This is a genomic window from Undibacterium sp. GW821-FHT07F11 (assembly GCF_059418665.1).
The window spans coordinates 1-25,635 of sequence record NZ_JBWKQH010000006.1; the positions used below are offsets into that span (position 1 = coordinate 1).

Below are 25,635 nucleotides of genomic sequence, written 5' to 3' on the forward strand. Positions count from 1 at the left end.
CCCATGCAGCAGGGAGAGAATATCCTCCCTGTTGTGTAAAAATAAAAACCCCACCTCTGGAAAGCGGTGGGTTTTTTTATAAATCATTAAATCGATCAGTGACGAATAATTCTTGATGAAGACTCATTGTTAAAGTCTGCAATTCCTGGTAACTCTTTGGTAGCATGTTGATCAATAAATGGCGAATCCTTATTTTTGCCACTTTGCATAACGACAAAAAAGACAATGAAAAAACTGAGTCGCAATGATCCCTGCTCTTGTGGCAGCGGGAAAAAATATAAGCAATGCTGTATGGCTGCAGATGAAGCAGCAAATGCGCAAGCGGATAAACAAAAACAACAAGTACAAGACCAGATTGCTACCTGGCTGAACCAGGGCATGACACTGCACCGTAGTGGGGAAATTGAAGCTGCCAGAAAGATTTATGAGCAAATCTTACAGATCAAACCAGAACATGCGGATGCCTTGCATTTATACGGAGTGACTGCTCACCAGCTGGGAAATTATGTACAAGCGATACAATTTATCCAGCAATCATTGCAGATTAATCCCCAGAATTTTTATGCACTGAATAATATGGGATCAGCACTGCGGGAATCCGCACAGTTGGGTCGTGCGCTGGAATGTTTTCAGCAAGCCTGTAAACTCAAGCCTGACTATGCTGAGGCGCATAGCAATATAGGTAATGTGTATAAAGATATGGGAAGGCAGGACGAAGCTATATCGGCTTACAGACATGCAAACAGTTTGAATATGTCATTAGCTGAGCCCTGGAATAATCTGGCGCTGATTTATCAAAAGCGTAAGGAATTAGACCTTGCCATACAATATGCAGAACGCGCAGTCGCATTGCAGCCAAATCTGGCGGAGATTCATAATACCCTGGGTAATATTTATAAAGATGCTGGTCAGATTGCACAGGCATTGAACAGTTATCAAAGCGCCGTGACCCTGGATCCACAACATGGTAATGCCCTTCATTTCATTCATGTACTCAATGGTCAGACCAGCAGCCAGGCACCGGTGAGCTATGTCAGCAAGATATTTGATGATTATGCCGAACGCTTTGACCAGCATCTGCAAGAGGTGCTGGAGTATCAGATTCCCGTTGTCATTGGCAAAGAACTCAGGAAATTACGCGTTACTGGCGCAAGCGCATGGCGCATACTTGATCTGGGATGTGGTACGGGGCTGGTGGCAAAAGAACTCGCCGCTATGGCAGTGCAGTTGGTAGGCGTTGACCTATCCGAAAAAATGCTGTTAAAAGCCCAGGCCAGGCAGATTTACCACAGACTGATTAAGGCAGATTTGCTCACCATGACGCAGCAAGAAGCAACGGCAAGTTATGAAGTGGTGACGGCGGCTGATGTATTTGTGTACTTGGGGCAACTTGATAAAATCATCCCAGAGGTCAGTCGCTTATTGGTTGCAGATGGCCTGTTCGCTTTTTCTGTTGAAGCTGCTGATGAAGACCCGACTCAGAGAGGCAACAGCATAGGCTATATGCTGCGCAGCAGTGGCCGCTATGCGCATCAATTGAGTTATCTGGACAAGTTGGCATCTGAGTATGGATTTACGTCCTTACAATGTTCGCCACAAACCATCCGAATGGAAAATTTGCAAGCCATTCCCGGGTATCTGTTGATCTGGCGAAAACAGACCTAAGGCATCTCACAAAATTAATTTTGTGTTATTGCCTTTCCAAATTAAAAGAATGAAGCACCGACGATAACTGCTTGAGTAATTCGGGGAGTGGTGCGGTGTGCCTTAATTTTGAAATAAGCTGCGGCTTAATACCGGTAGTTGTGCTGAAAAAAGCGCCATCACTTTATCCTGCTGATACAATACTGCACTTGATTTTGACCGAAACGCCTTCATTTCAGTGTAAGTAATCGTGTTGTGCGTGTTGTGATCAAAATAAATAATGATTTGCGATTCAATGCCATCTAGCCTGGCGCTTAACCCATGCCATCAATGGAAATGGGCTTTTTCTAGTTATTGGAGTTTTACTATGTTTCAAAATGCTCAAACCCTGGACAAGAACCTGCATGGCTCTTTGCGCTTTCAACCTGCTGCAGACTTTGCGTTTGCCCGTGGCCTGACCACTGCCCCTCTGGCACCGACAGAAATTCCTGAAGCAGCTCAGTTCTATCCTATTTTGTTCTCGCAATCCGGCTTGCTCAATGCAATCGCAGTTTTGGGATTGAGAGAGCGCAATGTTTTCCTGAATGAAAAAAATCAATGGACTGACACTTATGTGCCTGTTCATGTACGCCGCTATCCATTCATCCTGGGTCGTATTGGTGATACGGATGACTACGTGCTGGCTGCTGATATGGACGCGCCACAGTTCAACACCAAAGAAGGTGAACTTGTGTTTACTGAAAAAGCAGAATTCAATCCTAGCTTCGGCAAAGTATTGGAATTGCTGAACAGCTATGAGAAAAATCTGCGTGAAGGCCGCGTTATCCTGAATGAGCTGGAAACCACAGGCGTGCTGGTTGCTAAAGACCTCAACTTCCGTGAAGGCAACGAAGTGCACCTGATCGGTGGTTTCCGTATTGTTGACCGCGAAAAAGTCATGGCACTTGACGACGCCACACTGGCACGCTGGGTACGCAGCGGCTTGATGTCTCTGCTGGAATTGCATTGGGCATCTTTCCAACACCTGCCTAAAGTCGCATTGGCATCTTCACGTCCAGATCAGGTTCAATAATCTGTATTTGACTTGCATTAGAATGTGAATGGAAAATGGGGCCTGTGCCCCATTTTTCTTTTGGATCAAATTACAAGGTGAATGCTTTGAAATTACTACACGTAGGCTGCGGCCCGCAAAACAAGTCAGGTACTACACCTTTTTTCCAGTCAGATGAATGGCAGGAAGTGCGTTTCGATATTGATCCCAAGGTCAACCCTGACATACAGGGCACTTTAACCGATATGAGCGCCGTTGAAACAGGCTCTATCGATGCGGTTTATTCATCGCATAATATTGAGCATCTGTATCCGCATGAAGTACCGGTCGCGCTTAAAGAAATCATGCGTGTACTCAAAGATGATGGCATCTTTGTGGTGACCTGTCCGGATATGGTGTCTGTCTGCAAGCTGGTGGCTGAAGATAAATTGCTGGAACCCGCCTATATCTCCCCGGCAGGGCCGATTGCACCGATCGATATTTTATATGGACACCGTGCTGCCATGGAGAAAGGCAATTTGTTTATGGCCCATCGCTGTGGCTTTACCCAGAAAGTACTGATGAATACTTTGGCTGGCGCAGGTTTTCAAACGGTAGTAGCTGCTTCACGTCCCTCTGCTTTTGATTTGTGGGCCGTGGGTAGTAAAAGTGCCAGACCTATTCCCGAGGTTGAAAATTTATTGCGTGCGCAATTGAAATAAGCAGTATTTGCTGATGATGCAAAAGAAAAAAATAAATACTGCGGCCAAAGGAGTCAGCCCCGCTGCCCAGGCAGGCAAGGCTGCGCAGTTGTTACAGCAGGCGCTGGCCTTGCATCAGACGGGGAAGCTGGCTGAGGCAGAAGCCATTTATCAGCAAATACTGCTGGCGGATGCCAGGCATTTCGAGGCCTTGCAATTTTTAGGGATGATCAAGCGCAGCACAGGTGAACTGGAGCAGGCGCTCGATTTGCTCACAATGGCTGCATCCGTCAATCCGGCCAATACCATCATTCATGCCTCGCTTGGTAATGTCTTGCTGGATCTGCAGCGTCATGCAGATGCCATTGTCAGCTATGACCGTTTTCTGTTATCCATGCCAGACTTTGCCGAAGTCCTGAACAACAAGGCAAATGCACTCAGTGCTGTGGGACGTGAGGCCGATGCCATGGCCTGTTACGAGCAGGCGCTGCTTAAACAGCCAGATTTTCCCGATGCCTATTTTAACCGGGGCAATCTTTACATGGATATGCGCCAATATGCGCTGGCTCTGAACGATTATGAACAAGTGCTGCGTACCAATGCGTCCCATTTTCAAGCCTGGAATAATCGTGGCAATGCGCTCTTGAAGCTGGAAAGACTACCAGAAGCATCGCAAAGTTATCAGCAGGGATTAAGCATTGCACCAGGCAATGCAGAGTTGCATGGCTGCCTGGCCAATCTCTATAAAATCACTGGCAAATTAAATGAAGCTGTTCAGCATTATGCCAAAGTGCTGGAGCTGACTACGACTGGTTTTCCCAGGCAAAATGCCGCGCTACAACTGGCAATTTTGCATCATGTGTTTGGCAATCCGGCAAATGTAGACGCTTTGTTGCAAGTGGCAAAAGGCATGCTCAACAATGCGCTTATCAAAGATAAAGGTTCTTTGATCTACTGCGCCTTCATGTTGAAAATACAGTCGTGGTGGCAAACTTACAGTCAGCAGGCGCAATTCCCGCAAGCGCAAGGCGTACTGTATATCATAGGGGAAAGCCATATGCTGTCGGCTCATAACCTGGTCGTCAGTTATGGAGGGCAGCATTTGCAATGCAAGGGATTGTGGATAGAGGGATGTACGCAATGGCAAATCGGTCAAACCAAGGCTAATCATTACCAGCAATTATTGGCAGATTATCTACGGGTAATACCTGTAGCTTCCAGCGTATTGATCACTATAGGCGAAATTGATTGTCGCATCGATAGCGGCATCTTGAAAGCCAGCAAAAAATCTACTGCTTCCGCCGAAATTAATCTGACACAACGCGTACACAATACTATAGTCGCCTATCTGGACTTTATTGCTGCCCAAGCGCAACCGCGCCAGCTCAAGTGCATCATCAGCGGCGTACCAGCCTATCATATGAATGAAAGTGGCTGTGCTCAAGATGAGCTACAGGAGTTTGGTCAATTCCTGTCCCTGTTCAACACCAGCTTGAAGCAGCAAGTATTAGCGAGAGGCATGAATTTTCTGGATGTTTTTGCCATGACCGATAGCGGTAGCGGTAAAGCCAGCCAGCAATGGCATATAGATGAGCATCACCTACGTCCTGACGGCATTCTTGAGGCATTTTCCCGTCATTTGCTTACTGCATGAAATTGCCTGCAGCAAGACACATTTGCATGCTTCCCCAGAGCTGATTAGCGTTTATACTGTAACAATTTTCCAAGTTCGTATTCCTACTCAATTTGCGCTATGAAAATCCTGTTTGTTCACCAAAATTTTCCAGGCCAGTTTGTGCATCTTGCGCCCGCTCTGGCTGCCGATCCAGCGAATGAAGTTGTCGCACTATCCATGCAAAAGGCTGCGCCAGCACTATGGAATGGGGTCAAGGTATTTTCATATCAGCTTACCCGTGGTACCAGTGCTGAAACACATCCGTGGCTGGCGGACAGTGAGCCAAAAGTCATCCGCGGTGAAGCTGCCATGCGTGCAGCACTGCAATTGCGTGAACAAGGTTTTGTGCCTGATGTGATCATTGCTCACCCTGGCTGGGGTGAGAGCCTGTTCTTGAAAAAAGTCTGGCCCAAGGCCAAACTAGGCATCTACGCAGAATTCTTTTATCACGCACAAGGTGCGGACGTCGGCTTTGACCCTGAGTTTTCTTCCAATGCCATTGAGCAGGCCTGCAAGATACAACTCAAGAATATCAATAATCTCTTGCATATAGAAATAGCCGATGCGGCTATTTCCCCTACACATTGGCAAGCCAGTACCTTTCCCGGTGCCTTTCGTGAGCGCATCAGCGTCATTCATGACGGTATCAATACGGATATGATCGCTCCCAATCCTGGTGTGGCCTTGACCTTAGGTGGCGGATTGAAGTTGACGCGGGATGATGAAGTCATTACCTTCGTGAACCGCAATCTGGAGCCGTACCGCGGTTACCACATCTTCATGCGTGCCTTGCCGCAGATACTGGCGCAACGTCCCAACGCGCACGTCCTGATGGTGGGGGGTGATGATGTCAGTTATGGTGCCAAGTCTGAAAGTGGGAAATCATGGAAAGAGATTTTCCTCAACGAAGTGAGTGCTCAATTGCCAGAGAGTGCGCGCCAGCGTATCCATTTCCTTGGTAATATTCCTTACCAACACTTCATTCCCTTACTGCAATTATCACGCGTCCATGTCTACCTGACCTACCCCTTTGTACTGTCGTGGAGCTTGCTTGAAGCCATGAGTGCTGGGTGTGCCATTGTCGCCTCCAATACCCAGCCTTTGCGTGAAGCCATACGCCACAACGAGACAGGCAGATTGGTAGATTTCTTTGATGTAAAAGCTCTAAGTCAGGAGGTCTGTGATTTGCTGGACCAGCCAGAGGAAAGACAGCGTTTAGGTGAAAATGCCCGTCGTTTTGCCTGTGAATTTTATGACTTGCAAAGAGTGTGTTTGCCTGCTCAACTGGAATGGGTATACGCGCTCGGAAATGAAACAAAAGTTAACATTCAAAATGATATATCTGCACAGTCGCTTGTAAACACTGTCGTAATTGAGTTAAAATAAAACCGTAGCCAGCAAGACCATTAAGAACTCAGCGCCCCGCAACGGATATTGCGGGGCGTTTTTTTTGCTTCTGCTCACCATCATTCTTTATCTTCATTGTGCCCGTATGCACAATGTGCTCACTCAGCATCTTTTAGCTCTTGCCGTACCTGGCGTATTCCCTGGCTAAATCATTTAGTCTTGTGTATGCCGATGTGACCGATGTGACTAATATCACTTTGCTTCACGCTAAGTATGTTTTTAGGCATAGAAAAACATGTCAATTAAATAAATTCTGGATTTTTCAAAAATTCTTGTCATGCCCTATATATGGGGAGTATGAAGAAATCACCAATGGCTTCGCAGTCAAATTGGAGTAATTTTTTATATACAGGGGGGGGTATGCAAAATATACATGCTTCGATACACGAAACACGTTTTAAAAGCGTAAAACTTGTGTTACGCTTTCGAAAAATGTGATGTACATCACATTTAATTGAGTTGTGAACAGGGATAATGCCGCCTTGCCTTAAAAATGCAGATGAATTTGTTTTCTACAAACTTTATTCATCAAGTGGCCACCTTTTATATTGCGATGTTTTTAGCACTTCAGTGTGCAAAGAATACAAATGATCTCGAAATTAAAACTTCCACAAACTGAAATTGCACAGGTCCTGATGACCTTTAAAAGTGCTTTCAGGACCGTTGGCATTTTCAGTGCCATCATCAATCTGTTGATGTTAGCACCTTCCCTGTACATGTTACAGGTTTACGATCGCGTTTTGCAAAGCCGCAACGAAATCACATTGTTGATGTTGACATTGCTGATGTTGGGTGCTTATGCCTTGATGAGTGCGCTTGAATATATCCGTAGCTTTGTATTGATACGTCTCGGCGCCAAGCTCGACATGCAAATGAACAAGCGCATTTATACTGCTGCATTTGAACAAAACCTGAAGCGTGGTGGTGGCAATGCTGGCCAGGCTTTGCAGGATCTGACACAGATTCGCCAGTTCCTCACAGGTGCTGGCTTGTTTGCCTTCTTTGATGCGCCGTGGTTCCCGTTCTACCTGGCCGTGATTTTCATGTTTGACACCTACCTGGGTTTGTTTGCTCTGGCTGCGGTGATCGTCATGGTGATCCTGGCGTACGCCAATGAAGTCGTCTCCAAAAAGCCTTTGACTGAAGCCAATACCATGGCCATCGTCTCTAGCAATCTGGCCACCAACAACCTGCGCAATGCGGAAGTCATTGAAGCCATGGGCATGTTGCCTAACCTGATGTCGCGCTGGTTCAAATTGCATGGTCGTTTCTTGCAGTTGCAGGCAGAAGCCAGCGAAAAATCAGGCATTATCACCGCCTTGAGTAAATTTGTTCGTGTTTCGGTACAGTCTCTGGTACTCGGTTTTGGTGCTTTGCTGGTCATTGAAGGCAAGATGTCACCAGGTATGATGATTGCCGGTTCTATCCTGTTGGGTAAGGCGACTGGCCCTATTGATCAACTCATCGGTGTATGGAAACAATGGAGTACAGTCAAAGGTGCCTATGGCCGCTTGAATGAATTGCTGGCATCCAACCCACCTCGCCAGGCGGGTATGGATTTACCTAAACCACTCGGTGCTTTGTCTGTTGAGGGTGTAACTGCTGCGCCTCCTGGCTCTACCGTTGTTGTTGTCAAAGGCCTGTCCATGGCCCTGCAACCAGGTGATGTACTTGGTGTGATTGGCCCTTCAGGTTCAGGTAAATCCACGCTGGCACGTTTGCTGGTCGGCGTCTGGCCTGCTGCTGTCGGCAAGGTGCGTCTGGATGGCGCAGACATCTATCAATGGAACAAGGACCAGCTTGGACCAAATATCGGTTACCTGCCACAAGACATAGAATTGTTTGGCGGTACGGTGGCAGAAAATATTGCCCGTTTTGGTGAAGTCGATTCTGAAAAAGTCATCCTGGCTGCCAAGCGCGCTGGTGTACACGAATTGATTTTGCATTTCCCGCAAGGCTATGACACCCGTCTGGGTGATGGCGGTGCCGGTTTGTCCGGTGGTCAAAAACAGCGTATCGGCCTGGCCCGTGCCATGTATGACGATCCGTCCCTGCTGGTACTGGACGAACCGAATTCAAATCTGGATGATGCTGGTGAGCAAGCGCTTGTGATGGCGGTCAATGATTTGCGCCAACGTGGCAAAACAATCGTGCTGATCACTCATCGCACTACTATCCTGGGCGCTACCACCAAGCTCCTGTTGTTACGTGACGGTGTAGCTCAGGCCTTTGGCCCGCGTGACCAGGTATTGGCTGCGCTGAATCAGGCAAATCAACAACAGGCACAGCAGATGCAACAAGCCCAGCAGGCTGCTGCGGCACAACAGGCAGCCCAGCAAGCTCAGGCTCAGAACAGTCTGCAGTCCGCAGCTTCAGAGCCGCCAGCAGATACGCAGGCAAGAATCAATGCCACAGCTGCAGAAGAGGAATAATCATGAAAAATGCATTGGTAAAAAAAGGTGATGTCACGGATGTGGCAACGCACAACGTAGAAATACTTGAAGTCAACACAGATGCACGTGGCTACTCCCGCCTGGGCTGGATCATTATCCTGATCGGCGTGGTTGGTTTCCTGTTGTGGGCATTTACAGCGAAGCTTGACAAGGGTGTGCCCATGAGTGGCAACGTCGCCGTCGCGTCCAGCCGCAAAGTTATTCAGCATCAGACCGGTGGTACTGTCGATGAAATTCTGGTCAAGGATGGCGATGTCGTTAAAGAAGGCCAGACCCTGTTGAAGATGAATTCTGTCAGTGCCAAATCAACTGCAGAAATCACCCGGGTGCAATTGTTTACTGCCCAGGCAGTAGAAGCCCGTTTGCTGGCTGAACGTGCCGGTGCAAAATCCATCAGCTTCCCCAAGGAACTGGATGAGGCAAAAAGTGATAGCCGTGTAGCCAACACAATTTTGCTGCAACAGCAATTGTTCACTACCCGCCAGATATCCATGCAAAGTGAGTTGGGTGCAGTCGATGAAAATATCGCTGGCTTGAGATCGCAATTGAAGGGGCTGGAAGAATCCATGGTCAGCAAAAAGCAGCAACAGGTGTTCCTCAAGGAGCAGCTTGATGGTATGCGTGACCTGGCCAAGGAAGGTTATATCGCCCGTAATCGCCTGCTGGATTTGGAACGTACTTATGCACAGGTAAATGGCAGTGTTTCTGAAGACCTGGGCAATATGGGCCGTGTGTCACGCCAGATCATGGAACTGGGCTTGCGCAAATCCCAGCGTCAGCAAGACTATCAAAAAGAAATCCGCACGCAATTGTCTGATGTGCAAAAAGAAGCAGAAGCTTTGCAAAACCGCCTGACTGCACTGGACTTTGATCTGAACAATGTCATGGTAAAAGCACCCGTGGCTGGTACCGTAGTTGGCCTGAATGTATTTACCAAAGGTGCAGTTGTGCCTAGCGGTTTCAAATTGATGGAACTGGTTCCTCAGGACGACGCCCTGATCGTGGAAGCCATGTTGCCAGTCAATCTGGTTGACAAGGTTCATGCTGGTTTGAAAACCGAGTTGATTTTCTCTGCATTCAACACCAATACCACGCCACACATCCCTGGCATCATTACCCAGGTATCGGCTGACCGTACGGTAGAAGAAAGAACCGGCCAGGCTTTCTATAAAGTGCGTGCTGAAGTCGCACCTGAAGGCAAAAAGCTGATTGCCAACCTGAATATTCGCCCAGGCATGCCTGTTGAATTATTCGTCAGCACTGGTGGCCGCACCATGATGAACTACCTGCTGAAACCGATTATTGACCGTGCCCATTCCGCAATGACTGAGGATTAATGATGAAAAAATCATGGAAGCGCCTTAATCTGATCGCAGCTGCCTGCGGCATACTCGTGATGTCGGCAAGTCAGGTTCATGCCATGGGCCTGGTGCAGGCCTATGAAGCAGCACTGATCAATGACCCGACTTACCGTGCCGCTGTTTCTGAAAATGTCGCTGGGAAGGAATACCGCAAGATAGGTCGCGCAGGTTTGCTGCCGACCATACAATACTCCTATGGCACCAGCAAGAACAGGGCAGAAATCACCTCGCCGTCGACGAATTTCCTGGGGCAGCCAACTGGCGGATTTACAGAGAGTAATTACGACTATACCAGTATCACCAATTCCGTTTCGTTGCGCCAGGTATTGTTCAGCCTGGATACAGCTGCACGTTATAAACAGGGTATAGCGCAGACCAACTATAGCGATGCCATCTTTTCGGCACGTAGCAAGGACTTGATCATTCGTTTGACGACGGCCTATGCTGATGTCAAATTTGCCGAAGATCAGCAGGACTTGTTCCGTGCCCAAAGAGATGCTTACGCTGAACAAAAACGCATTAATGAGCGCATGTTTGAAAAAGGTGAAGGCACCAAGACAGACATGTTGGAGACCCAGGCAAAGCTTGATGTTGCCGAGGCTCAGGTGATAGAAGCGCAAGACAATTTACTGAATGCAAGAAACGCTTTTTCTGCCATCGTCGGCAGTGAAGTAAATCAACTTGACGGCTTGCGCCCCGAGTTCACGGTCATGCCCGTCACTCTCTCAAGTTTTGAAGAGTGGATGACGATTGCAACAGAAAACAATCCTGAGATCGCAGCTGCTAAATATTCAGTAGAAGCGGCCGAGCTGGAAATCAGCAAGGCCAAGGCAGGCCATACACCAAGACTGGAACTCAATGCCGGTTACAATCGTGGCTTGTCTGACAGCATCACGACACGTACGCAAGATCAGACCATCAAAAGCGTCGGTGTGCAATTGGTGATACCGATTTATTCTGGTGGTTATGTCACGGCAATCAGTAACCAGGCCATTGCCAACCGCGACAAAGCCAAGGCCGATCTGGATGCAACCCGGAATAGAATCTCGATAGAATTGCGCAAGCAATTTAATGCGATACAAACCAGCTTGACGAAAATCAGCGCCTTGCAAAAATCGGTTAATTCAGCGACTTTGCTGGTTGAAGCAACCAAGCAAAGTGTCAAGGGTGGTGTCCGTATCAATCTTGACGTGCTCAGCTCCGAGCAACAACTGGTCGCTACCAAGCGTGACCTGGCGCAGGCCAAGTACAATTACCTGATCAGCTTCCTCAAGCTGCGTGTCACCGCTGGCAATATTACTGTGGATGATGTGCAGACAGTTGCTGCATACTTTACACCGAACTGATATTGGCTGGAATGCTGCAGGAAGTGAATCAGTAAATCAATCATAAGCAAAAAAAACGGCACATCCTTAAAAGATGTGCCGTTTTTCATTTTCAGGCAGAAATCAGCCTGCCAGTTTTTTCTTTAGCAATTCATTGACCTGTGCTGGATTGCCCTTGCCCTTGGTCGCTTTCATTGCCTGACCCACCAGTGAGTTGAAAGCCTTCTCTTTGCCAGCGCGGTATTCATCGACAGACTGCTGATTCGCAGCCATGACTTCGTCGATGATTTTCCCGAGAACATTAACATCAGAAATTTGTCCGCCTATGGACGCGATCATTTTGTCGACCGTGCCCACATCTTCAGATGGAGCTTGCCACATCGCCGCAAACACTTCCTTTGCAATCTTGTTGGAAATCGTGCCATCAGCAATTCTTTGCAATAACACTGCCAACTGCGCAGATGTTACTGGGATGGCGCTGATATCCAGGCTTTCACGATTCAGGGTCGCAGCCACATCACCCATCATCCAGTTTGCCGCAGGTTTGGCTTGCGCCGTACCAGCAGCAGTTACCACAGCTTCAAAGTAAGTAGCCATGCCCTTGGATTGCGTCAGGATAGTCGCATCGTATTCAGGCAAGCCCAGTTGCTCGATAAAACGCTGGCGCATGGCAGATGGCAATTCCGGCATAGTGGCACGTACTTGTTCTACCCATTCGCGGCTGATTTTCAGCGGTGGCAGATCGGGATCAGGGAAGTAACGATAATCCATCGAATCTTCCTTGCTGCGCATGGAGCGAGTTTCTTTTTTGTCCGGATCGTACAGACGAGTTTCCTGGATGACGGTGCCACCATCTTCAATCAATTCGATCTGACGGCGCACTTCAATATTGATCGCTTCTTCAAGGAAACGGAAAGAGTTCAGATTCTTGATTTCGCAACGTGTACCAAATTCTTTCTGGCCAACCGGACGCACAGAAACGTTGGCATCGCAACGGAAAGAACCTTCCTGCATATTGCCATCACAGATATCCAGCCAGGTCACCAGCGAGTGCAATGCTTTTGCATAGCCGACTGCCTCAGCTGCATTGCGCATGACAGGCTCAGTGACGATTTCCAGCAAGGGTGTGCCAGCACGGTTCAGGTCTATGCCTGTCATGCCCTGAGCTGCGCCATGCATGGATTTACCAGCGTCTTCTTCCAGATGGGCGCGTGTCAGTTCTATGTTCCTGAATTCGGTCTTGCCATCTTTTTCAAACACACAAGGTACGAAACCACCTTGCACTACCGGGATTTCAAACTGGCTGATCTGATAGCCTTTAGGCAGGTCAGGGTAGAAATAATTTTTACGGGCAAAGATGGATTCCGGTGCAACCAGCGCGCCAACTGCCAGGCCAAACTGTATGGCTTTTTCCACCGCGCCTTTATTCATGACTGGCAGCACGCCAGGCAAAGCCAGATCAACCGGGCTAGCCTGGGTATTTGGCTCAGCGCCAAATTGTATTGAAGAGCCGCTGAAAATTTTTGAATTGGTCTTGAGTTGCGCGTGCGTCTCAAAACCGATAACGACTTCCCATTGCATAATATTTCCTCGTCTTATCTTTATCTTATTGCGTCTGCCTGCTTATGGACATAAAGCCGCAGATCCATTCAACTCATTGATCGTAGGTACAGCTGCCGGTCTTGGTGTCCACCGTCAGTGCTGAAAAATTCTTGCGCGAGCCGCACAGGGTAGGGCAGCTGGGCTTGATATGCAGGGCATCGCCTTCACGTTCCAGACGTATGCTGCATTGAAAGCCACGATCAAAATCATAACCCCGTTTGAGTCGCGCTGCTGAGGCGTCCTTTAGTTGCAAGCGCCAGCCTTTTTCTGTCAATTCTGCTTCCACACCATCTTCAGTATCTATGCTGCATTCATGTCCGCGATTACTGCGAAACACAGAAGACTCCCACTGAAATTCCGTGACCTGCGTACCATTCAATTGCATGCGTGCCTGATCACTGAAAATCAGACGCTCACCATCACCATCTTCCTTTTGCGTTTGTGTGCAGGCGATACGGGTATCCAGTGTCTGCGCAGACACGCTGCTGCCTATCACCAACATAGCGGCACTCAGGAAGATCTTCAAGCTCATACAGGTGCGCGGGTATGCCAGTCAGTCACTTGCTGGAACTGGTGGGCCACATTCAGCAATTTCGCTTCATCATAGTAATTGCCGATGACTTGCAAACCTACCGGCCGCTTGGCATTCTTTTCGCCTTGCCCAAAACCGCAAGGGATGGACATGCCAGGTAAGCCAGCGAGACTGGTCGACAGGGTAAAGATATCGGCCAGATAGTTGGCCACAGGGTCATCGGCTTTCGAACCCAGGTCCCATGCCACAGTCGGCGCTACCGGCCCCATGATGACATCACATTTCTCAAACGCTGCAGCAAAATCCTGCGCGATCAGGCGGCGTATTTTTTGTGCCTGTAAATAATAAGCATCATAGTAACCGTGCGACAGTACATAGGCACCAACCATAATACGGCGCTTGACTTCAGCACCAAAACCTTCGGCGCGGGACTTCTTGTACATCTCTTCAAGATTTGTATAATCCGCTGCACGATGACCATAACGCACACCATCAAAACGGCTCAGATTCGAAGAAGCTTCTGCCGGTGCGATCACATAATACACAGGGATGGACAACTCGGTCTTTGGCAGAGAAATTTCTACCAGTGTCGCGCCCAGTTTTTCATATTCAGCCAGTGCAGCACGTACCGCCTGTTCCACATCCGCAGCCAGGCCGGCCGAGAAAAATTCCTTGGGCACACCTATGCGCAAGCCTTGCAAAGACTTGTTCAAATCACGGTTGAAATCTTCTTTTTTGCGTTCGAGAGAAGTCGAATCTTTCTCATCAAAACCTGTCATTGCATTCAGCAAAATGCCGCAATCTTCAGCGGTTTGGGCGATAGGGCCACCCTGATCCAGCGAAGACGCAAAAGCAATCATGCCGTAGCGCGATACGCTGCCGTAAGTTGGCTTGATTCCGGTGACGCCGCAAAACGATGCCGGTTGACGGATGGAGCCGCCCGTATCGGTTGCTGTTACTGCCGGTGCCAGACGTGCAGCAATTGCTGCAGCTGAACCACCGGAAGAACCACCAGGCACGGCAGTTTTGTCCCAGGGGTTTTTTACCGGGCCAAAATAGGAATTCTCATTCGATGAACCCATGGCGAATTCATCGCAATTCAATTTACCCAGCGTGACCGTACCCGCTTTATTGAACAGATCAACGACAGTCGCATCGAAGGGACTGACATAATTCTCCAGCATGCGCGAACCGGCAGTTGCACGCCAGTCGCGGGTCACGAATATGTCTTTGTGGGCGATAGGTACGCCTGTCAAGACACCGGCATCACCACTGGCCAGGCGTGCATCGGCTGCTGCCGCCTGTTGCAAGGTCCATTCAGGATTGACGTGCAAGAAGGCATTCAGGTCACTGGCAGCAATACGGTTCAGATAATGCTGGGCAAGTTCGGTGGCGGATACCTGCTTGCTCTGCAGCAGGGCGGATAATTGCGAAATTGTTTTGGTATGCATGAGGATTCTATTGCTTATTCAATAACCTGGGGTACGAGATACAAGCCATCTTGTGTCGCTGGCGCTGGCTTTTGATAATCTTCGCGATGATTGCTTTCGGTAACTGCATCTTCACGCAGGCGCAATGCCATTTCTGGCAGCAAGGCAGCAATAGGATGGCTCAGAGGGGCTACACCCGTGGTATCCACAGCTTTTAACTGCTCTACCAGAGAGAAAATACCGTTCAGCTTCTCCAGAGTGGAGACTTCTTCTGCATCTGAGGTTTCTATTTTTGCCAAATTGGCAATTCTTTTCACATCTTCAAGTGTCAGTGACATAGTTCAGGGGCGCATTTTTGCGCGAAAAAGAGTGTCAAAAAATACATAATTCAACATCCCACCAAAAGCTTAATTTAGGTGTTGGTATCGAATAAATTTAAACAGATTATAAGGTAGAATGGCGGGTTAATGCCCTAATTGGCTTGCTAAATCCCCTAACATGCTCAGTTATGGTTTGGATAGCGAGATGGCTGGTCAGTTTCCGGTGGAGCCGGTCAGGGTTAAAAATTCGGTAGCGCAGCCCGATAAAGCGGGTTGAGCCCACAATCAGTTAAACACAGGACAATACATGTTTGGTTTTTTACGTAGTTATTTTTCAAATGATCTGGCGATCGATCTGGGAACAGCCAACACGCTGATTTATGTACGTAGCCAGGGTATCGTGCTCGATGAGCCATCCGTAGTCGCGATCCGCCAGGAAGGCGGACCAAACGGCAAGAAAACAATTCAGGCAGTAGGTAAAGAAGCCAAGCAGATGCTGGGCAAGGTGCCGGGTAATATTGAAGCTATCCGTCCCATGAAAGACGGCGTGATTGCCGACTTTACCGTTACTGAGCAAATGCTCAAGCAATTCATCCGTATGGTGCATGACACCAAGTTCTTCAAACCGTCCCCACGTATCATTATTTGCGTCCCTTGCGGTTCTACCCAGGTAGAACGCCGTGCGATTCGTGAATCTGCTCTGGGTGCCGGTGCTTCTCAGGTATATCTGATTGAAGAACCGATGGCCGCAGCGATAGGTGCTGGTTTGCCAGTGTCTGAAGCTACTGGTTCCATGGTAGTCGATATCGGTGGTGGTACTACTGAGGTAGGTATCATTTCCCTCGGTGGCATGGTCTACAAGGGCTCTGTCCGCGTTGGTGGTGACAAGTTTGACGAAGCTATCGTCAACTACATCCGTCGCAATTACGGCATGTTGATCGGTGAGCAAACTGCTGAGGCCATCAAAAAGGCTATTGGTTCAGCTTTCCCAGGTTCCGAAGTCAAGGAAATGGAAGTCAAGGGACGCAATCTGTCCGAAGGCATCCCGCGTTCTTTCACGATTTCCAGCAATGAAATCCTGGAAGCGTTGACTGATCCGCTGAACAACATCGTTTCTGCCGTTAAAAACGCACTGGAACAAACACCTCCAGAACTGGGTGCCGACATCGCTGAAAAAGGCATGATGCTGACCGGTGGTGGCGCACTTTTGCGTGATCTGGACCGTCTGCTGATGGAAGAGACAGGCTTGCCAGTCATCGTCGCAGAAGATCCGCTGACTTGTGTGGTCCGTGGCTCTGGCATGGCACTGGAACGCATGGATAAGCTGGGTTCGATCTTTTCTTACGAATAATAAGAGTTAAGCACCGGACCATCGTGGGGTTTGACAGCCAGCGCTGATGTTGGCTGTACTTCCCGTATTTGATGAGGCATGCATCAGTCCTGGCTACTGAAGCAAAGCTGAATTGATTGCAAATTAAAATGCTTGTTGCGCTGTTCATTGAGAAACACCGGTAAAGTATGGATTACAGCCCACCACCACTCTTCAAGCAAGGCGCCTCTGCGCGCGTGAGAGTGGTTTTCTTTGCCGTCCTGGCGATCTTTTTGTTGGTTGTTGATGCCCGACTGAAATCCCTGACACTGGTCAGGCAAATATTGGGCAGCGTGCTGTATCCGGTGCAAATGGTCGCCGTCATGCCGCGCGATACCGTCAAGCGCGTCTCTGAATATTTTGTTTCAGTGACTGCACTGGAAAAAGAAAACACGCAACTGAAACGCCAGCAAACCCAGAATGCCGATACCCTGCAACAGACCGGGCAATTGGCAGCAGAAAATACCCATTTGCGTAAATTGCTGGATGCGCGTGAGCGTTTGCAAGTCAAGTCTGTCATGGCAGAAATCATTTACGATGCACGTGATCCGGCCAGTCGCAAGGTCATTATTGACCGTGGTATCAAACAGGGTATCGCCTTGTCCCAGCCGGTGATTGATGATCAGGGCGTAGTTGGTCAGGTGACCCGGGTATTCCCATTGACAGCTGAAGTCACTTTGTTAACGGATAAAAACCAGGCCATCCCGGTGCAGATACTGCGAAATGGCTTGCGCAGCGTCGCTTATGGTCGCGGCCAGTCCAGCTATCTGGACATGCGCCTGACCACCAATGCCGATATCCAGAATGGCGATCAACTGGTGACTTCTGGCATAGACGGTATCTATCCTCCCGGCCTGGCTGTTGCCAAGGTAGTGCAGGTAGAAAACAAGGCTAACACCACGTTTGAAAACATATTATGCGTGCCAACAGCGGGTATAGACCGCAACAGGCAATTACTGGTCTTGCTGGTGTCTACTGATAACTTGTCGCGCCCGGACACTGAAGATGTACGCGCCAAGAAAGAAAAAATCAATCGCAAGGTGACCCGTGATGCGACAGCGCCGACATCCGAGACCAAGCCTGTGGACCAACCCATGAAAGATTTGCCGGTCAAGGACAGCGCTGTGAAAGAATCTCCAGCCAAGGATGTCCCTGCAACTGCCAAGGAACCAGCTCCATGAATAGCCCGCATTACATATTATTGCCGGTCAACCCGCTATTTATTGCCATCAGTTTTGCCGTCGCCTTTTTTCTCAATTTTTTGCCATGGGGCGGCTGGATAGGCATACCTGATTTCGTCGCGTTGGTGCTGGTATTCTGGACCATACACCAGCCGCGCAAAGTTGGCATAGGTGTGGCGTTTGCAATGGGACTGCTGATGGATGTACATGATTCCATCTACATGGGCGAAAATGCTCTGGCTTATACCCTGCTATCGTATTTCGCCATCATGATACACAGGCGCGTGCTGTGGTTTCATCCATTGACGCAAACCTTGCATGTATTCCCTTTATTCCTGTTTGCCCAACTGGTGCAGCTTGCGGTACGCATGCTGGTAGCACCAGATGCAAATTTTCCTGGCTGGGCCTATTTTACTGTCAGCCTGGTGACGACCGTACTGTGGCCGGTTGCTACCCTGTTGCTGCTGGCACCACAAAGGCGGGCCAAAGATAAAGACCATACACGTCCTATCTGAGCCTGCTGCCCGATTGCTGCCTGTTTCAAGCTTTTCACTATGACAGAACTAAAGAATACAGAACGCGAACTGCATTACTTCCGTATGCGCCTGGTTTTTATCGGCGTATTCGTGTTCCTGTGTTTTGCCGCACTTGTTTCACGCTTTGTCTGGCTGCAAATCATCAAGCATAATGACTATGCCTTGCTGGCAGATGAAAACCGCATAGACATCGTCCCTGTCGTCCCTAATCGCGGCCTTATCACTGACAGGAACGGCGTCATCCTGGCGCGTAATTATTCTGCCTACACACTGGAAATAACGCCCTCAAAAATTCGGCAGGACATGGACATCCTCATTGATGAACTGGCGATACTGGTGGATATACAACCAAAGCATCGCAAGCGTTTCCGCAAATTGCTGGAAGATTCAAAAAGTTTCGAGAGTCTGCCTATACGCACCCGTCTCACTGATGATGAAGTCGCCAGGTTTACTGCACAGCGTTTCCGTTTTCCCGGTGTCGATATCCAGGCGCGCTTGTTCCGTCAATATCCCCAGGGGGATTCTGCTTCGCATGTGATTGGTTACATAGGTCGTATCAGTCCCAAGGATGCCGAGATCATTGATGAAATGGAAGATTCCGCCAACTATAATGGCACCGACTATATAGGCAAGGAAGGTCTGGAAAAAAGTTACGAAAAGATCTTGCACGGCAATACCGGTTTTGAAGAAGTTGAAGTTGCAGCAGGTGGCCGTGCCGTGCGCGTGCTGTCCCGCTCTGCACCGACTTCAGGCAAGAACCTGATTTTGTCAGTCGATATAGAGCTGCAAAAAGTCGTAGAAGAAGCTTTTGGTGACAGACGCGGGGCACTAGTTGCGATTGAGCCCGCCACTGGTGATGTATTGGCTTTTGTTTCCAAGCCTACCTATGACCCCAACCTGTTTGTTGAAGGCATCGACCAGCAAAGCTGGAATGAACTCAATACTTCAGAAGACAAACCCTTGCTGAACCGTCCACTGACGGGTGCCTATCCACCAGGTTCGACCTACAAGCCTTTCATGGCACTGGCTGCACTGGAGTTGGGCAAGCGTACCACCTCGCAGGCAATTGCTGATCCTGGCTACTTTACTTTTGGTAACCATACTTTCAAGGACGATAAAGCTGGTGGACATGGCATGGTGGATATGTACCGGTCCATCGTGCAATCCTGCGATACTTATTACTACATGCTGGCCAATGACCTGACTGTGGATGTCATGCATGATTTCATGGCACCGTTTGGTTTCGGGCAAAAGACAGGCATTGATCTGGAACATGAGCGCTCAGGGCTGTTGCCATCTACCGCCTGGAAGCGCGCAGCCTTCAAAAAGCCTGAACAAAAGCGCTGGGTATTGGGTGACACGATATCCCTTGGGATTGGACAGGGCCAAAATACCTTCACTCCTTTGCAAATGGCGCACGCCATGGCGACACTGGCGAATAATGGCATCATCATGAAACCGCATCTGGTCAAGATGACGGAAGATCCGCAAACGAGGCAAAGGATACTGACAGTTCCCAAAGAGACTGCCCGTATTCCCCTTAAACAGGAAAATATAGATTTCATCAAAAACGCCATGGTAGGTGTTACCAAAGAAGGTACGTCAGCCAGGGTATTCCAGGGAACTGAATATGTTTCCGGTGGCAAGACAGGTACAGCACAGGTGGTGGGTATCAAGAAAGGCGAGAAATATAATGCCAAGAACATGGCAGCCCGGCATCTTGATCATTCCCTGTATACCGCCTTCGCGCCCGCCGACAAACCAAAAATTGCCATTGCCATTATTGTAGAAAACGGTGGCTTTGGTGCCGAGGCCGCCGCACCTATCGTACGCAAGGCACTCGACTATTACTTGTTGGGCAAGCGTCCGCAAGACAAGGGCAGCAAGGACCAGGTACCGCCTCAGCCCAAGCCGCAGAGCGACATGACCCTGTATCGTTCAGATGCTGAAGTCAAGGCGCCTGCCGAGCCTGATCCAGGTCCCAAGCCAGGTGGTGAAACCTTAGGTAATAAGGATTGAAAATGCAAAAAAATAGTATTAACTGGCATTTCATCCGTTCGCATATATTTGTCTTTGATGCGGCCTTGGCGATACTGGTATTTCTTATCATGTCTATAGGTATCATGACCCTGTATTCAGCGGGCATGGATTTCCCCGGTCGTGTCGAAGGCCAGATCAGAAATATCCTGGTGTCTTTCTTCATCATGTGGGTGATGGCGAATATCCCGCCACAGACCCTGATGCGCTTTGCCATACCGATTTACACCTTTGGTGTGGCCTTGCTGATTGCAGTGGCCGTATTTGGCCTGGTCAAAAAAGGTTCGCGTCGCTGGCTGCATGTAGGTATAGACATGCAACCTTCAGAAATGATGAAGATCGCTACTCCGTTGATGCTCGCCTGGTATTTTCAAAAGCGTGAAGGCGCTTTGCGCTGGCGTGACTTTGTCATCGGTGCAGTGATCCTGGGCATACCTGTGGCCCTGATCGCCAAGCAACCGGATTTGGGTACTGCCATGCTGGTTGTCGCAGCAGGTTTTACTGTGGTGTTTTTAGCCGGTCTGTCATGGAAGTTTTTGATCTCACTGACAGTGGCAGCCGCCGTTCTCATCCCTACCGTGGTCTGGCCCATGCTGCATGATTATCAGCGTGACCGGGTATTGACCATGCTCGATCCTAATCGCGATCCCCTGGGTAAAGGTTTTCACATCATACAATCCACCATTGCTGTCGGTTCTGGAGGCTTGCATGGCAAGGGTTATCTGAAAGGGACGCAGGCCCATCTGGAATTTATTCCCGAACATACGACAGATTTTATCTTTGCCGTCTTCTCTGAAGAATTTGGTTTTGTCGGCAATGTGATCCTGGTTAGCCTGTACTTTTTACTGATCCTGCGCTGCCTGATGATCGCTGCCAATGCACCCACCCTGTTCGCCCGTTTGATGGCCGGTGCCGTGACTATGATATTCTTTACCTATGCCTTTGTTAACATGGGCATGGTCATAGGCATCGTGCCAGTCGTTGGCGTACCTTTGCCTTTCATGAGTTACGGCGGCACTGCACTGGTGACGCTGGGTATGGGATTAGGGATAATGATGAGCGTACAGCGTAACCGCAAACTGGTGCAGACATGAGATTGTACATGTTCGCCAAGTCAGCCATTCCTGGCACTGGCTGGCGGTTGCCGCTGCTGGCAGCCAGCGGTATTTTATTGGCAGCATGTGGCAGTACCCCCAAACAGAATGTCATTATTGCAGATGGCCAGCGCCCTGCAAGCAGCACAAAATCCACGACTGGCCAGACTGCAAACTCGCCCAAGGCAAGCTCTGGTAAAGGTGCTTATTACAAGGATGATGGCCCAGGTGAAAATATACCCGAAGGCCTGGAAAATACCGTAGACCCCATTCCTACGCTGGAAAATTATTCGCGCTCAGGTAACAAGCCCTATGTGATATTCGGCAAAACTTATACGCCGATAGCCGACAGTACCACTCCTTTCGTACAGCGTGGCGTTGGTAGCTGGTACGGCAAGAAATTTCACGGGCAAAAGACTTCATCCGGTGAACTGTACGATATGTATAAAATCACTGCAGCTCATCCCACCTTGCCGATACCGTCCTATGCGCGAGTAACAAATCTTACTAATGGCAAGCAGATCATTGTACGCATCAATGACCGCGGGCCGTTTCATGCCAGCCGCATCATCGATTTGTCTTATACCGCAGCACTGAAGCTTGATGTCATCGGCAAAGGTAGCAGCCAGATTGAGGTCGAGCGCTTATTGCCGGCCGATATAGAAAGAATGGCTGAGAATCGTAAAAACCAGCCAGTCCAGCCTGTGCAGGCCATGCAATCCATGCAGCCTGTTAAGCAAGAGACTGCAGTTGCGATGACGCCCCCCCTACCTGCCAGAGAAATGCCTGTCGTGCGCAATAATCCGGCGGCGACCATGAGCATGGAAGAATTACTGGCAGCTCAGGAAAGCAAGCCCATAGAAAAATTTACCCAGCCGGTGGCTGGCGTAGTGAATTCAACTGTGAACACTGCTGCAGCCACCACCACGTCATCTGCCACCCCTGGTTATTACATACAATTCGGGGCCTATGCGATACGCGCCAACGCAGAAGCCATCATGAATCATCTCAAAGGCAGGGCAACCAGTAAGCTGCCTGGTTTTGATATCGTGCAGCAAGGCAGTCTGTATCGCCTTGTCAGCGGTCCCTTTGCCAACCGTACTGAAGCTACTGCGGCGATTGCCCAGGCCAGTGATCTTGGCGTTGGCAAGCCCCTGGTCGTGCAGCGCTAGGCTTTATTTCTCAACAGGCTTATTCCTCACCATCTTGTTTCATCTCCAGCGCCATTTGATACAGGGCATTTTTCTTTTGCCCTGTCAGTTGCGCTGCCAGTCCTGCGGCCTGCTTGACTGAACATTCTTCCAGCAAAATCTGCAAGACCCGGCGCGCTTCCAGCTCTTGCTCATCAGCAGCAGCGGCAGCCGCTTCAATGAGGATCACGTATTCGCCTTTTTCCCTGTGGCTGTCTGCAGCCAGCCAGCTTTCTGCTTCTGCCAGAGTGCAGCGATGAATTTCTTCAAACAGTTTACTGACTTCGCGTGCCAGCACGATGCGCCTTGTGTCGCCAAAGGTGGCGCGCATGGCGGCTACCGCTTCGATGATGCGATGCGGTGCTTCATAAAAAATCAGGCTGGCGGGTATGGCTTGCACTTCCCTCAATATGCTGTCACGCTGCCCCGCTTTGGCTGGCAGGAAGCCAACAAAATAAAAACGGTCATGAATAAGGCCGCTGGCTGACAGAGCGCTGATAGCCGCAGACGCACCTGGCAAAGGTGTGACAGACATGCCTGCTAGTTTGACCGCATCCACGATCTTGGCACCGGGGTCGGACACGCCGGGTGTCCCGGCATCAGACACCAGCGCAATACGCTCGCCAGCTTGCAAACGGGTCAGTATTTTTTCTGCCACTTCGCGCTCATTATGCTGATGGGCAGCGATCAGGGGTTTGCTGATACCATAGCGCGATAGCAACTGTGCAGTATTGCGGGTATCTTCGCAGGCAATCGCATCTGCCAGCGACAGCAGGTGCAGGGCGCGCAGGGAGATATCGGCAACATTACCAATAGGAGTAGCGACTACATATAATGTCGCAGCCGGATAATTTTGTCGGGTGACTGCCTCAATCACAGTGGCACTTGTGAACAGTACGTTGTCGGTGGTGCTCATGCCTGTTCCTTTATTTAATATGCAAGATAAGCAAATGAATTAGCCGAGATTGTACGCCAATGAGACTCGCAAAGACTTCAGAAACGCCGGATAGCAAATCAGGAGCTGACCAGCGCACCAGCCGACGCCGTACCGGCGACGAGGCCGAAAGCCTGGCGCTGGCGTATTTGCAAAAAGCTGGCTTGAAACTGATACAACAGAATTTTTTATGCAAAGGTGGAGAAATCGACCTCATCATGCAAGATGGCGCCGTTTTGGTCTTTGTGGAAGTCAGAAAACGCAGTTCCATGCAATTCGGCGGTGCCATTGCCAGCGTCACGCCGGCCAAGCAAAGACGCATGGTGCACGCCGCGCAGGTCTATCTGCAAACAAAAAAGACCCAGCCAGCTTGTCGCTTTGACCTGGTGGCCATTGATGGTGAGCAACTCAACTGGTTAAAGAATATCATCGTTGCTTGATGAAATTGCAAGCTGGCGGACTGTTTGAGTCCACTAATGCCCAGCCTGCCGTATAATCTGACGCAATCAGACTAAGTAAGCATTATGACAAATCAACGCATATTGGCGCACTTCCAGGAAAGTGCAGAATTAAAGATGCGGGCCGGCACAGAGCTGGCCCAGCCTATTTCAGAAGCTGTGGAACTCATGTTCTCGGCGCTGTCTAACGGTAACAAGATACTCGCCTGTGGTAATGGCGGTTCTGCCGCCGACTGCCAGCATTTTGCTGCCGAACTGGTTGGACGCTTCGAACGTGAACGCCTGCCTTTACCGGCCATGGCGCTGACGACAGATACTTCGATTCTGACTGCAGTAGCGAATGACTACAGTTTCAATGAAGTCTTTTCCAAGCAAGTCCAGGCTTTTGGCCAGTCTGGCGATATCTTGCTGGCCTTGTCCACGTCCGGCAATTCGCTGAGTGTGGTGAATGCCATTAACGCTGCACTTGAGCGGGATATGCGTGTCGTGGCGCTGACTGGCAAGGGTGGCGGGGAAATAACAAATATCCTGACTGAAGCCGATGTCCATATCTGCGTACCGCATGACAGGACAGCACGCATACAGGAAGTTCATTTGTTGACCATACATTGTTTGTGTGACGGCATAGATGCCGCATTATTCGGAGGTGACGCTGATGATTAAAAAATCCTGGAGCAAACTGGCCAGACCCGTAGCTGTGATCGGCCTGTGTTGCGCTGCTGCCCTAAGCCTGCAAGGCTGTGTTGAGATGGTGGTGGGTAGTGCAGTCATCGGGACATTTGCTGCTACTGACCGCCGCACTTTTGGTGCGCAAACTGATGACAAGGCCATCGTCATCAAGGGCGAAGCACGTCTGCCCGGCCTGCTTGGGAAATATGGACATGTCGATGTCAATTCATTTAACCGCCGTGTCTTGCTGACCGGCGAAGTGGCTGATGAAAATGCCAAGGCAGCGGCAGAACGTGAAATACGCACGATAGATGGCGTAGTCTCGGTCGCCAATGAATTGATTATTGCCCCCGTCTCTAACTATACTTCTCGCTCCAATGATGCGCTGATCACCACCAAGGTCAAGGCTACCTTTGTCGATGCCAAGGATGTTTCTGCCACTGCTTTCAAAGTGGTGACTGAAGGCGCTGTCGTTTACCTGATGGGCCGCGTAACCCAAGGCGAGGGTAACCGTGCTGCTGACCTTGCTGCCAGCATCAATGGTGTACGCAAGGTGGTCAAAGTATTTGAATACATCAGCGAAGAAGAATTGAAGACTTTCCAGGCGACGCCAAGTAAAAATCCTCCCAGCGACAATTAAACCAGCATGATCAGCAACGTTTTGCCGGTCTTGTTTTTTCTGGAGAC

The 25,635-nt window shown here is 49.5% G+C and carries 22 protein-coding genes; 17 read left to right on the top strand and 5 right to left on the bottom strand.

Going from position 1 to position 25,635, the window contains the following annotated elements; all coding sequences use genetic code 11:
* The first annotated feature begins 225 nt into the window (after positions 1–225).
* The 8 genes from AC07OI_RS15575 (at position 226) to AC07OI_RS15610 (ending at position 11,617) form a co-directional block, all read left to right on the top strand.
* Entirely contained in the window at positions 226–1,665 is a 1,440-nt protein-coding gene (locus AC07OI_RS15575) for a tetratricopeptide repeat protein (RefSeq protein WP_495257862.1), read from the top strand.
* A 346-nt stretch (positions 1,666–2,011) separates the two neighbouring features.
* Positions 2,012–2,716, top strand: coding sequence for a SapC family protein (locus AC07OI_RS15580; RefSeq protein ID WP_492704579.1), 705 nt, complete (start codon positions 2,012–2,014; stop codon positions 2,714–2,716).
* A gap of 86 nt (positions 2,717–2,802) precedes the next feature.
* The gene (locus AC07OI_RS15585) at positions 2,803–3,396 is read left to right on the top strand and encodes a class I SAM-dependent methyltransferase (protein ID WP_495257863.1); all 594 of its coding nucleotides are present in this window, start codon (positions 2,803–2,805) and stop codon (positions 3,394–3,396) included.
* A 13-nt stretch (positions 3,397–3,409) separates the two neighbouring features.
* Positions 3,410–5,029: a tetratricopeptide repeat protein gene (locus AC07OI_RS15590; RefSeq protein WP_495257864.1), complete on the top strand. Its 1,620-nt coding sequence runs from the start codon at positions 3,410–3,412 to the stop codon at positions 5,027–5,029.
* Positions 5,030–5,170: 141 nt separating this feature from the next.
* The gene (locus AC07OI_RS15595; protein ID WP_495257865.1) at positions 5,171–6,436 is read left to right on the top strand and encodes a glycosyltransferase; all 1,266 of its coding nucleotides are present in this window, start codon (positions 5,171–5,173) and stop codon (positions 6,434–6,436) included.
* 608 nt (positions 6,437–7,044) lie between these two features.
* Positions 7,045–8,889, top strand: a complete 1,845-nt coding sequence (locus AC07OI_RS15600) for a type I secretion system permease/ATPase (protein ID WP_492704583.1) — start codon at positions 7,045–7,047, stop codon at positions 8,887–8,889.
* A gap of 2 nt (positions 8,890–8,891) precedes the next feature.
* On the top strand, positions 8,892–10,247 hold the full coding sequence (locus AC07OI_RS15605; protein WP_492704584.1) for an HlyD family type I secretion periplasmic adaptor subunit: 1,356 nt from the start codon (positions 8,892–8,894) through the stop codon (positions 10,245–10,247).
* On the top strand, positions 10,247–11,617 hold the full coding sequence (locus AC07OI_RS15610) for a TolC family outer membrane protein (protein ID WP_495257866.1): 1,371 nt from the start codon (positions 10,247–10,249) through the stop codon (positions 11,615–11,617). Before AC07OI_RS15605 ends, AC07OI_RS15610 begins: the two co-directional genes overlap by 1 nt.
* Before the next feature lie 102 nt (positions 11,618–11,719).
* On the opposite strand, the gene gatB is transcribed toward AC07OI_RS15610, so the two are convergent.
* The 4 genes from gatB to gatC are packed head-to-tail and all read right to left on the bottom strand — an operon-like array spanning position 11,720 to position 15,498.
* The gene (gene gatB, locus AC07OI_RS15615) at positions 11,720–13,195 is read right to left on the bottom strand and encodes an Asp-tRNA(Asn)/Glu-tRNA(Gln) amidotransferase subunit GatB (protein WP_495258099.1); all 1,476 of its coding nucleotides are present in this window, start codon (positions 13,193–13,195) and stop codon (positions 11,720–11,722) included.
* Positions 13,196–13,250: 55 nt separating this feature from the next.
* Entirely contained in the window at positions 13,251–13,730 is a 480-nt protein-coding gene (locus AC07OI_RS15620; RefSeq protein ID WP_492704586.1) for a hypothetical protein, read from the bottom strand.
* Positions 13,727–15,181 carry an Asp-tRNA(Asn)/Glu-tRNA(Gln) amidotransferase subunit GatA gene (gene gatA, locus AC07OI_RS15625; RefSeq protein ID WP_495257867.1) on the bottom strand — a complete coding sequence of 485 codons (1,455 nt, stop codon included), beginning with the start codon at positions 15,179–15,181 and terminating at the stop codon, positions 13,727–13,729. The genes AC07OI_RS15620 and gatA overlap by 4 nt, the downstream gene beginning before the upstream one ends.
* A gap of 14 nt (positions 15,182–15,195) precedes the next feature.
* Positions 15,196–15,498, bottom strand: a complete 303-nt coding sequence (gatC, locus tag AC07OI_RS15630) for an Asp-tRNA(Asn)/Glu-tRNA(Gln) amidotransferase subunit GatC (RefSeq protein WP_495257868.1) — start codon at positions 15,496–15,498, stop codon at positions 15,196–15,198.
* 289 nt (positions 15,499–15,787) lie between these two features.
* On the opposite strand from gatC, the gene AC07OI_RS15635 reads away from it, so the two are divergent.
* From AC07OI_RS15635 to AC07OI_RS15660, 6 genes are all read left to right on the top strand, one after another.
* Positions 15,788–16,831, top strand: coding sequence for a rod shape-determining protein (locus AC07OI_RS15635; RefSeq protein WP_110256286.1), 1,044 nt, complete (start codon positions 15,788–15,790; stop codon positions 16,829–16,831).
* Positions 16,832–16,998: 167 nt separating this feature from the next.
* Positions 16,999–18,030, top strand: a complete 1,032-nt coding sequence (gene mreC, locus AC07OI_RS15640; RefSeq protein ID WP_492704589.1) for a rod shape-determining protein MreC — start codon at positions 16,999–17,001, stop codon at positions 18,028–18,030.
* Positions 18,027–18,545: a rod shape-determining protein MreD gene (gene mreD, locus AC07OI_RS15645; RefSeq protein ID WP_492704590.1), complete on the top strand. Its 519-nt coding sequence runs from the start codon at positions 18,027–18,029 to the stop codon at positions 18,543–18,545. Before mreC ends, mreD begins: the two co-directional genes overlap by 4 nt.
* Positions 18,546–18,584: 39 nt before the next feature.
* Positions 18,585–20,585: a penicillin-binding protein 2 gene (gene mrdA, locus AC07OI_RS15650; RefSeq protein WP_492704591.1), complete on the top strand. Its 2,001-nt coding sequence runs from the start codon at positions 18,585–18,587 to the stop codon at positions 20,583–20,585.
* Between the two features lie 2 nt (positions 20,586–20,587).
* A complete protein-coding gene (rodA, locus tag AC07OI_RS15655; protein WP_492704592.1) occupies positions 20,588–21,697 on the top strand; it encodes a rod shape-determining protein RodA in 1,110 nt (369 codons plus the stop codon).
* An 8-nt stretch (positions 21,698–21,705) separates the two neighbouring features.
* Positions 21,706–22,869 carry a septal ring lytic transglycosylase RlpA family protein gene (locus AC07OI_RS15660; RefSeq protein ID WP_495257869.1) on the top strand — a complete coding sequence of 388 codons (1,164 nt, stop codon included), beginning with the start codon at positions 21,706–21,708 and terminating at the stop codon, positions 22,867–22,869.
* A gap of 19 nt (positions 22,870–22,888) precedes the next feature.
* Here the strand turns inward: AC07OI_RS15660 and rsmI are convergent, their stop codons facing one another.
* On the bottom strand, positions 22,889–23,803 hold the full coding sequence (gene rsmI / locus AC07OI_RS15665) for a 16S rRNA (cytidine(1402)-2'-O)-methyltransferase (RefSeq protein WP_495257870.1): 915 nt from the start codon (positions 23,801–23,803) through the stop codon (positions 22,889–22,891).
* 59 nt (positions 23,804–23,862) lie between these two features.
* Here rsmI and AC07OI_RS15670 point away from each other — a divergent pair, with 59 nt between their 5' ends.
* From AC07OI_RS15670 to AC07OI_RS15680, 3 genes are all read left to right on the top strand, one after another.
* Positions 23,863–24,261, top strand: a complete 399-nt coding sequence (locus AC07OI_RS15670) for a YraN family protein (protein ID WP_495257871.1) — start codon at positions 23,863–23,865, stop codon at positions 24,259–24,261.
* An 84-nt stretch (positions 24,262–24,345) separates the two neighbouring features.
* Positions 24,346–24,942: a phosphoheptose isomerase gene (locus AC07OI_RS15675; protein WP_162043771.1), complete on the top strand. Its 597-nt coding sequence runs from the start codon at positions 24,346–24,348 to the stop codon at positions 24,940–24,942.
* The gene (locus tag AC07OI_RS15680; RefSeq protein ID WP_492704596.1) at positions 24,935–25,588 is read left to right on the top strand and encodes a BON domain-containing protein; all 654 of its coding nucleotides are present in this window, start codon (positions 24,935–24,937) and stop codon (positions 25,586–25,588) included. Before AC07OI_RS15675 ends, AC07OI_RS15680 begins: the two co-directional genes overlap by 8 nt.
* Positions 25,589–25,635: the final 47 nt, after the last annotated feature.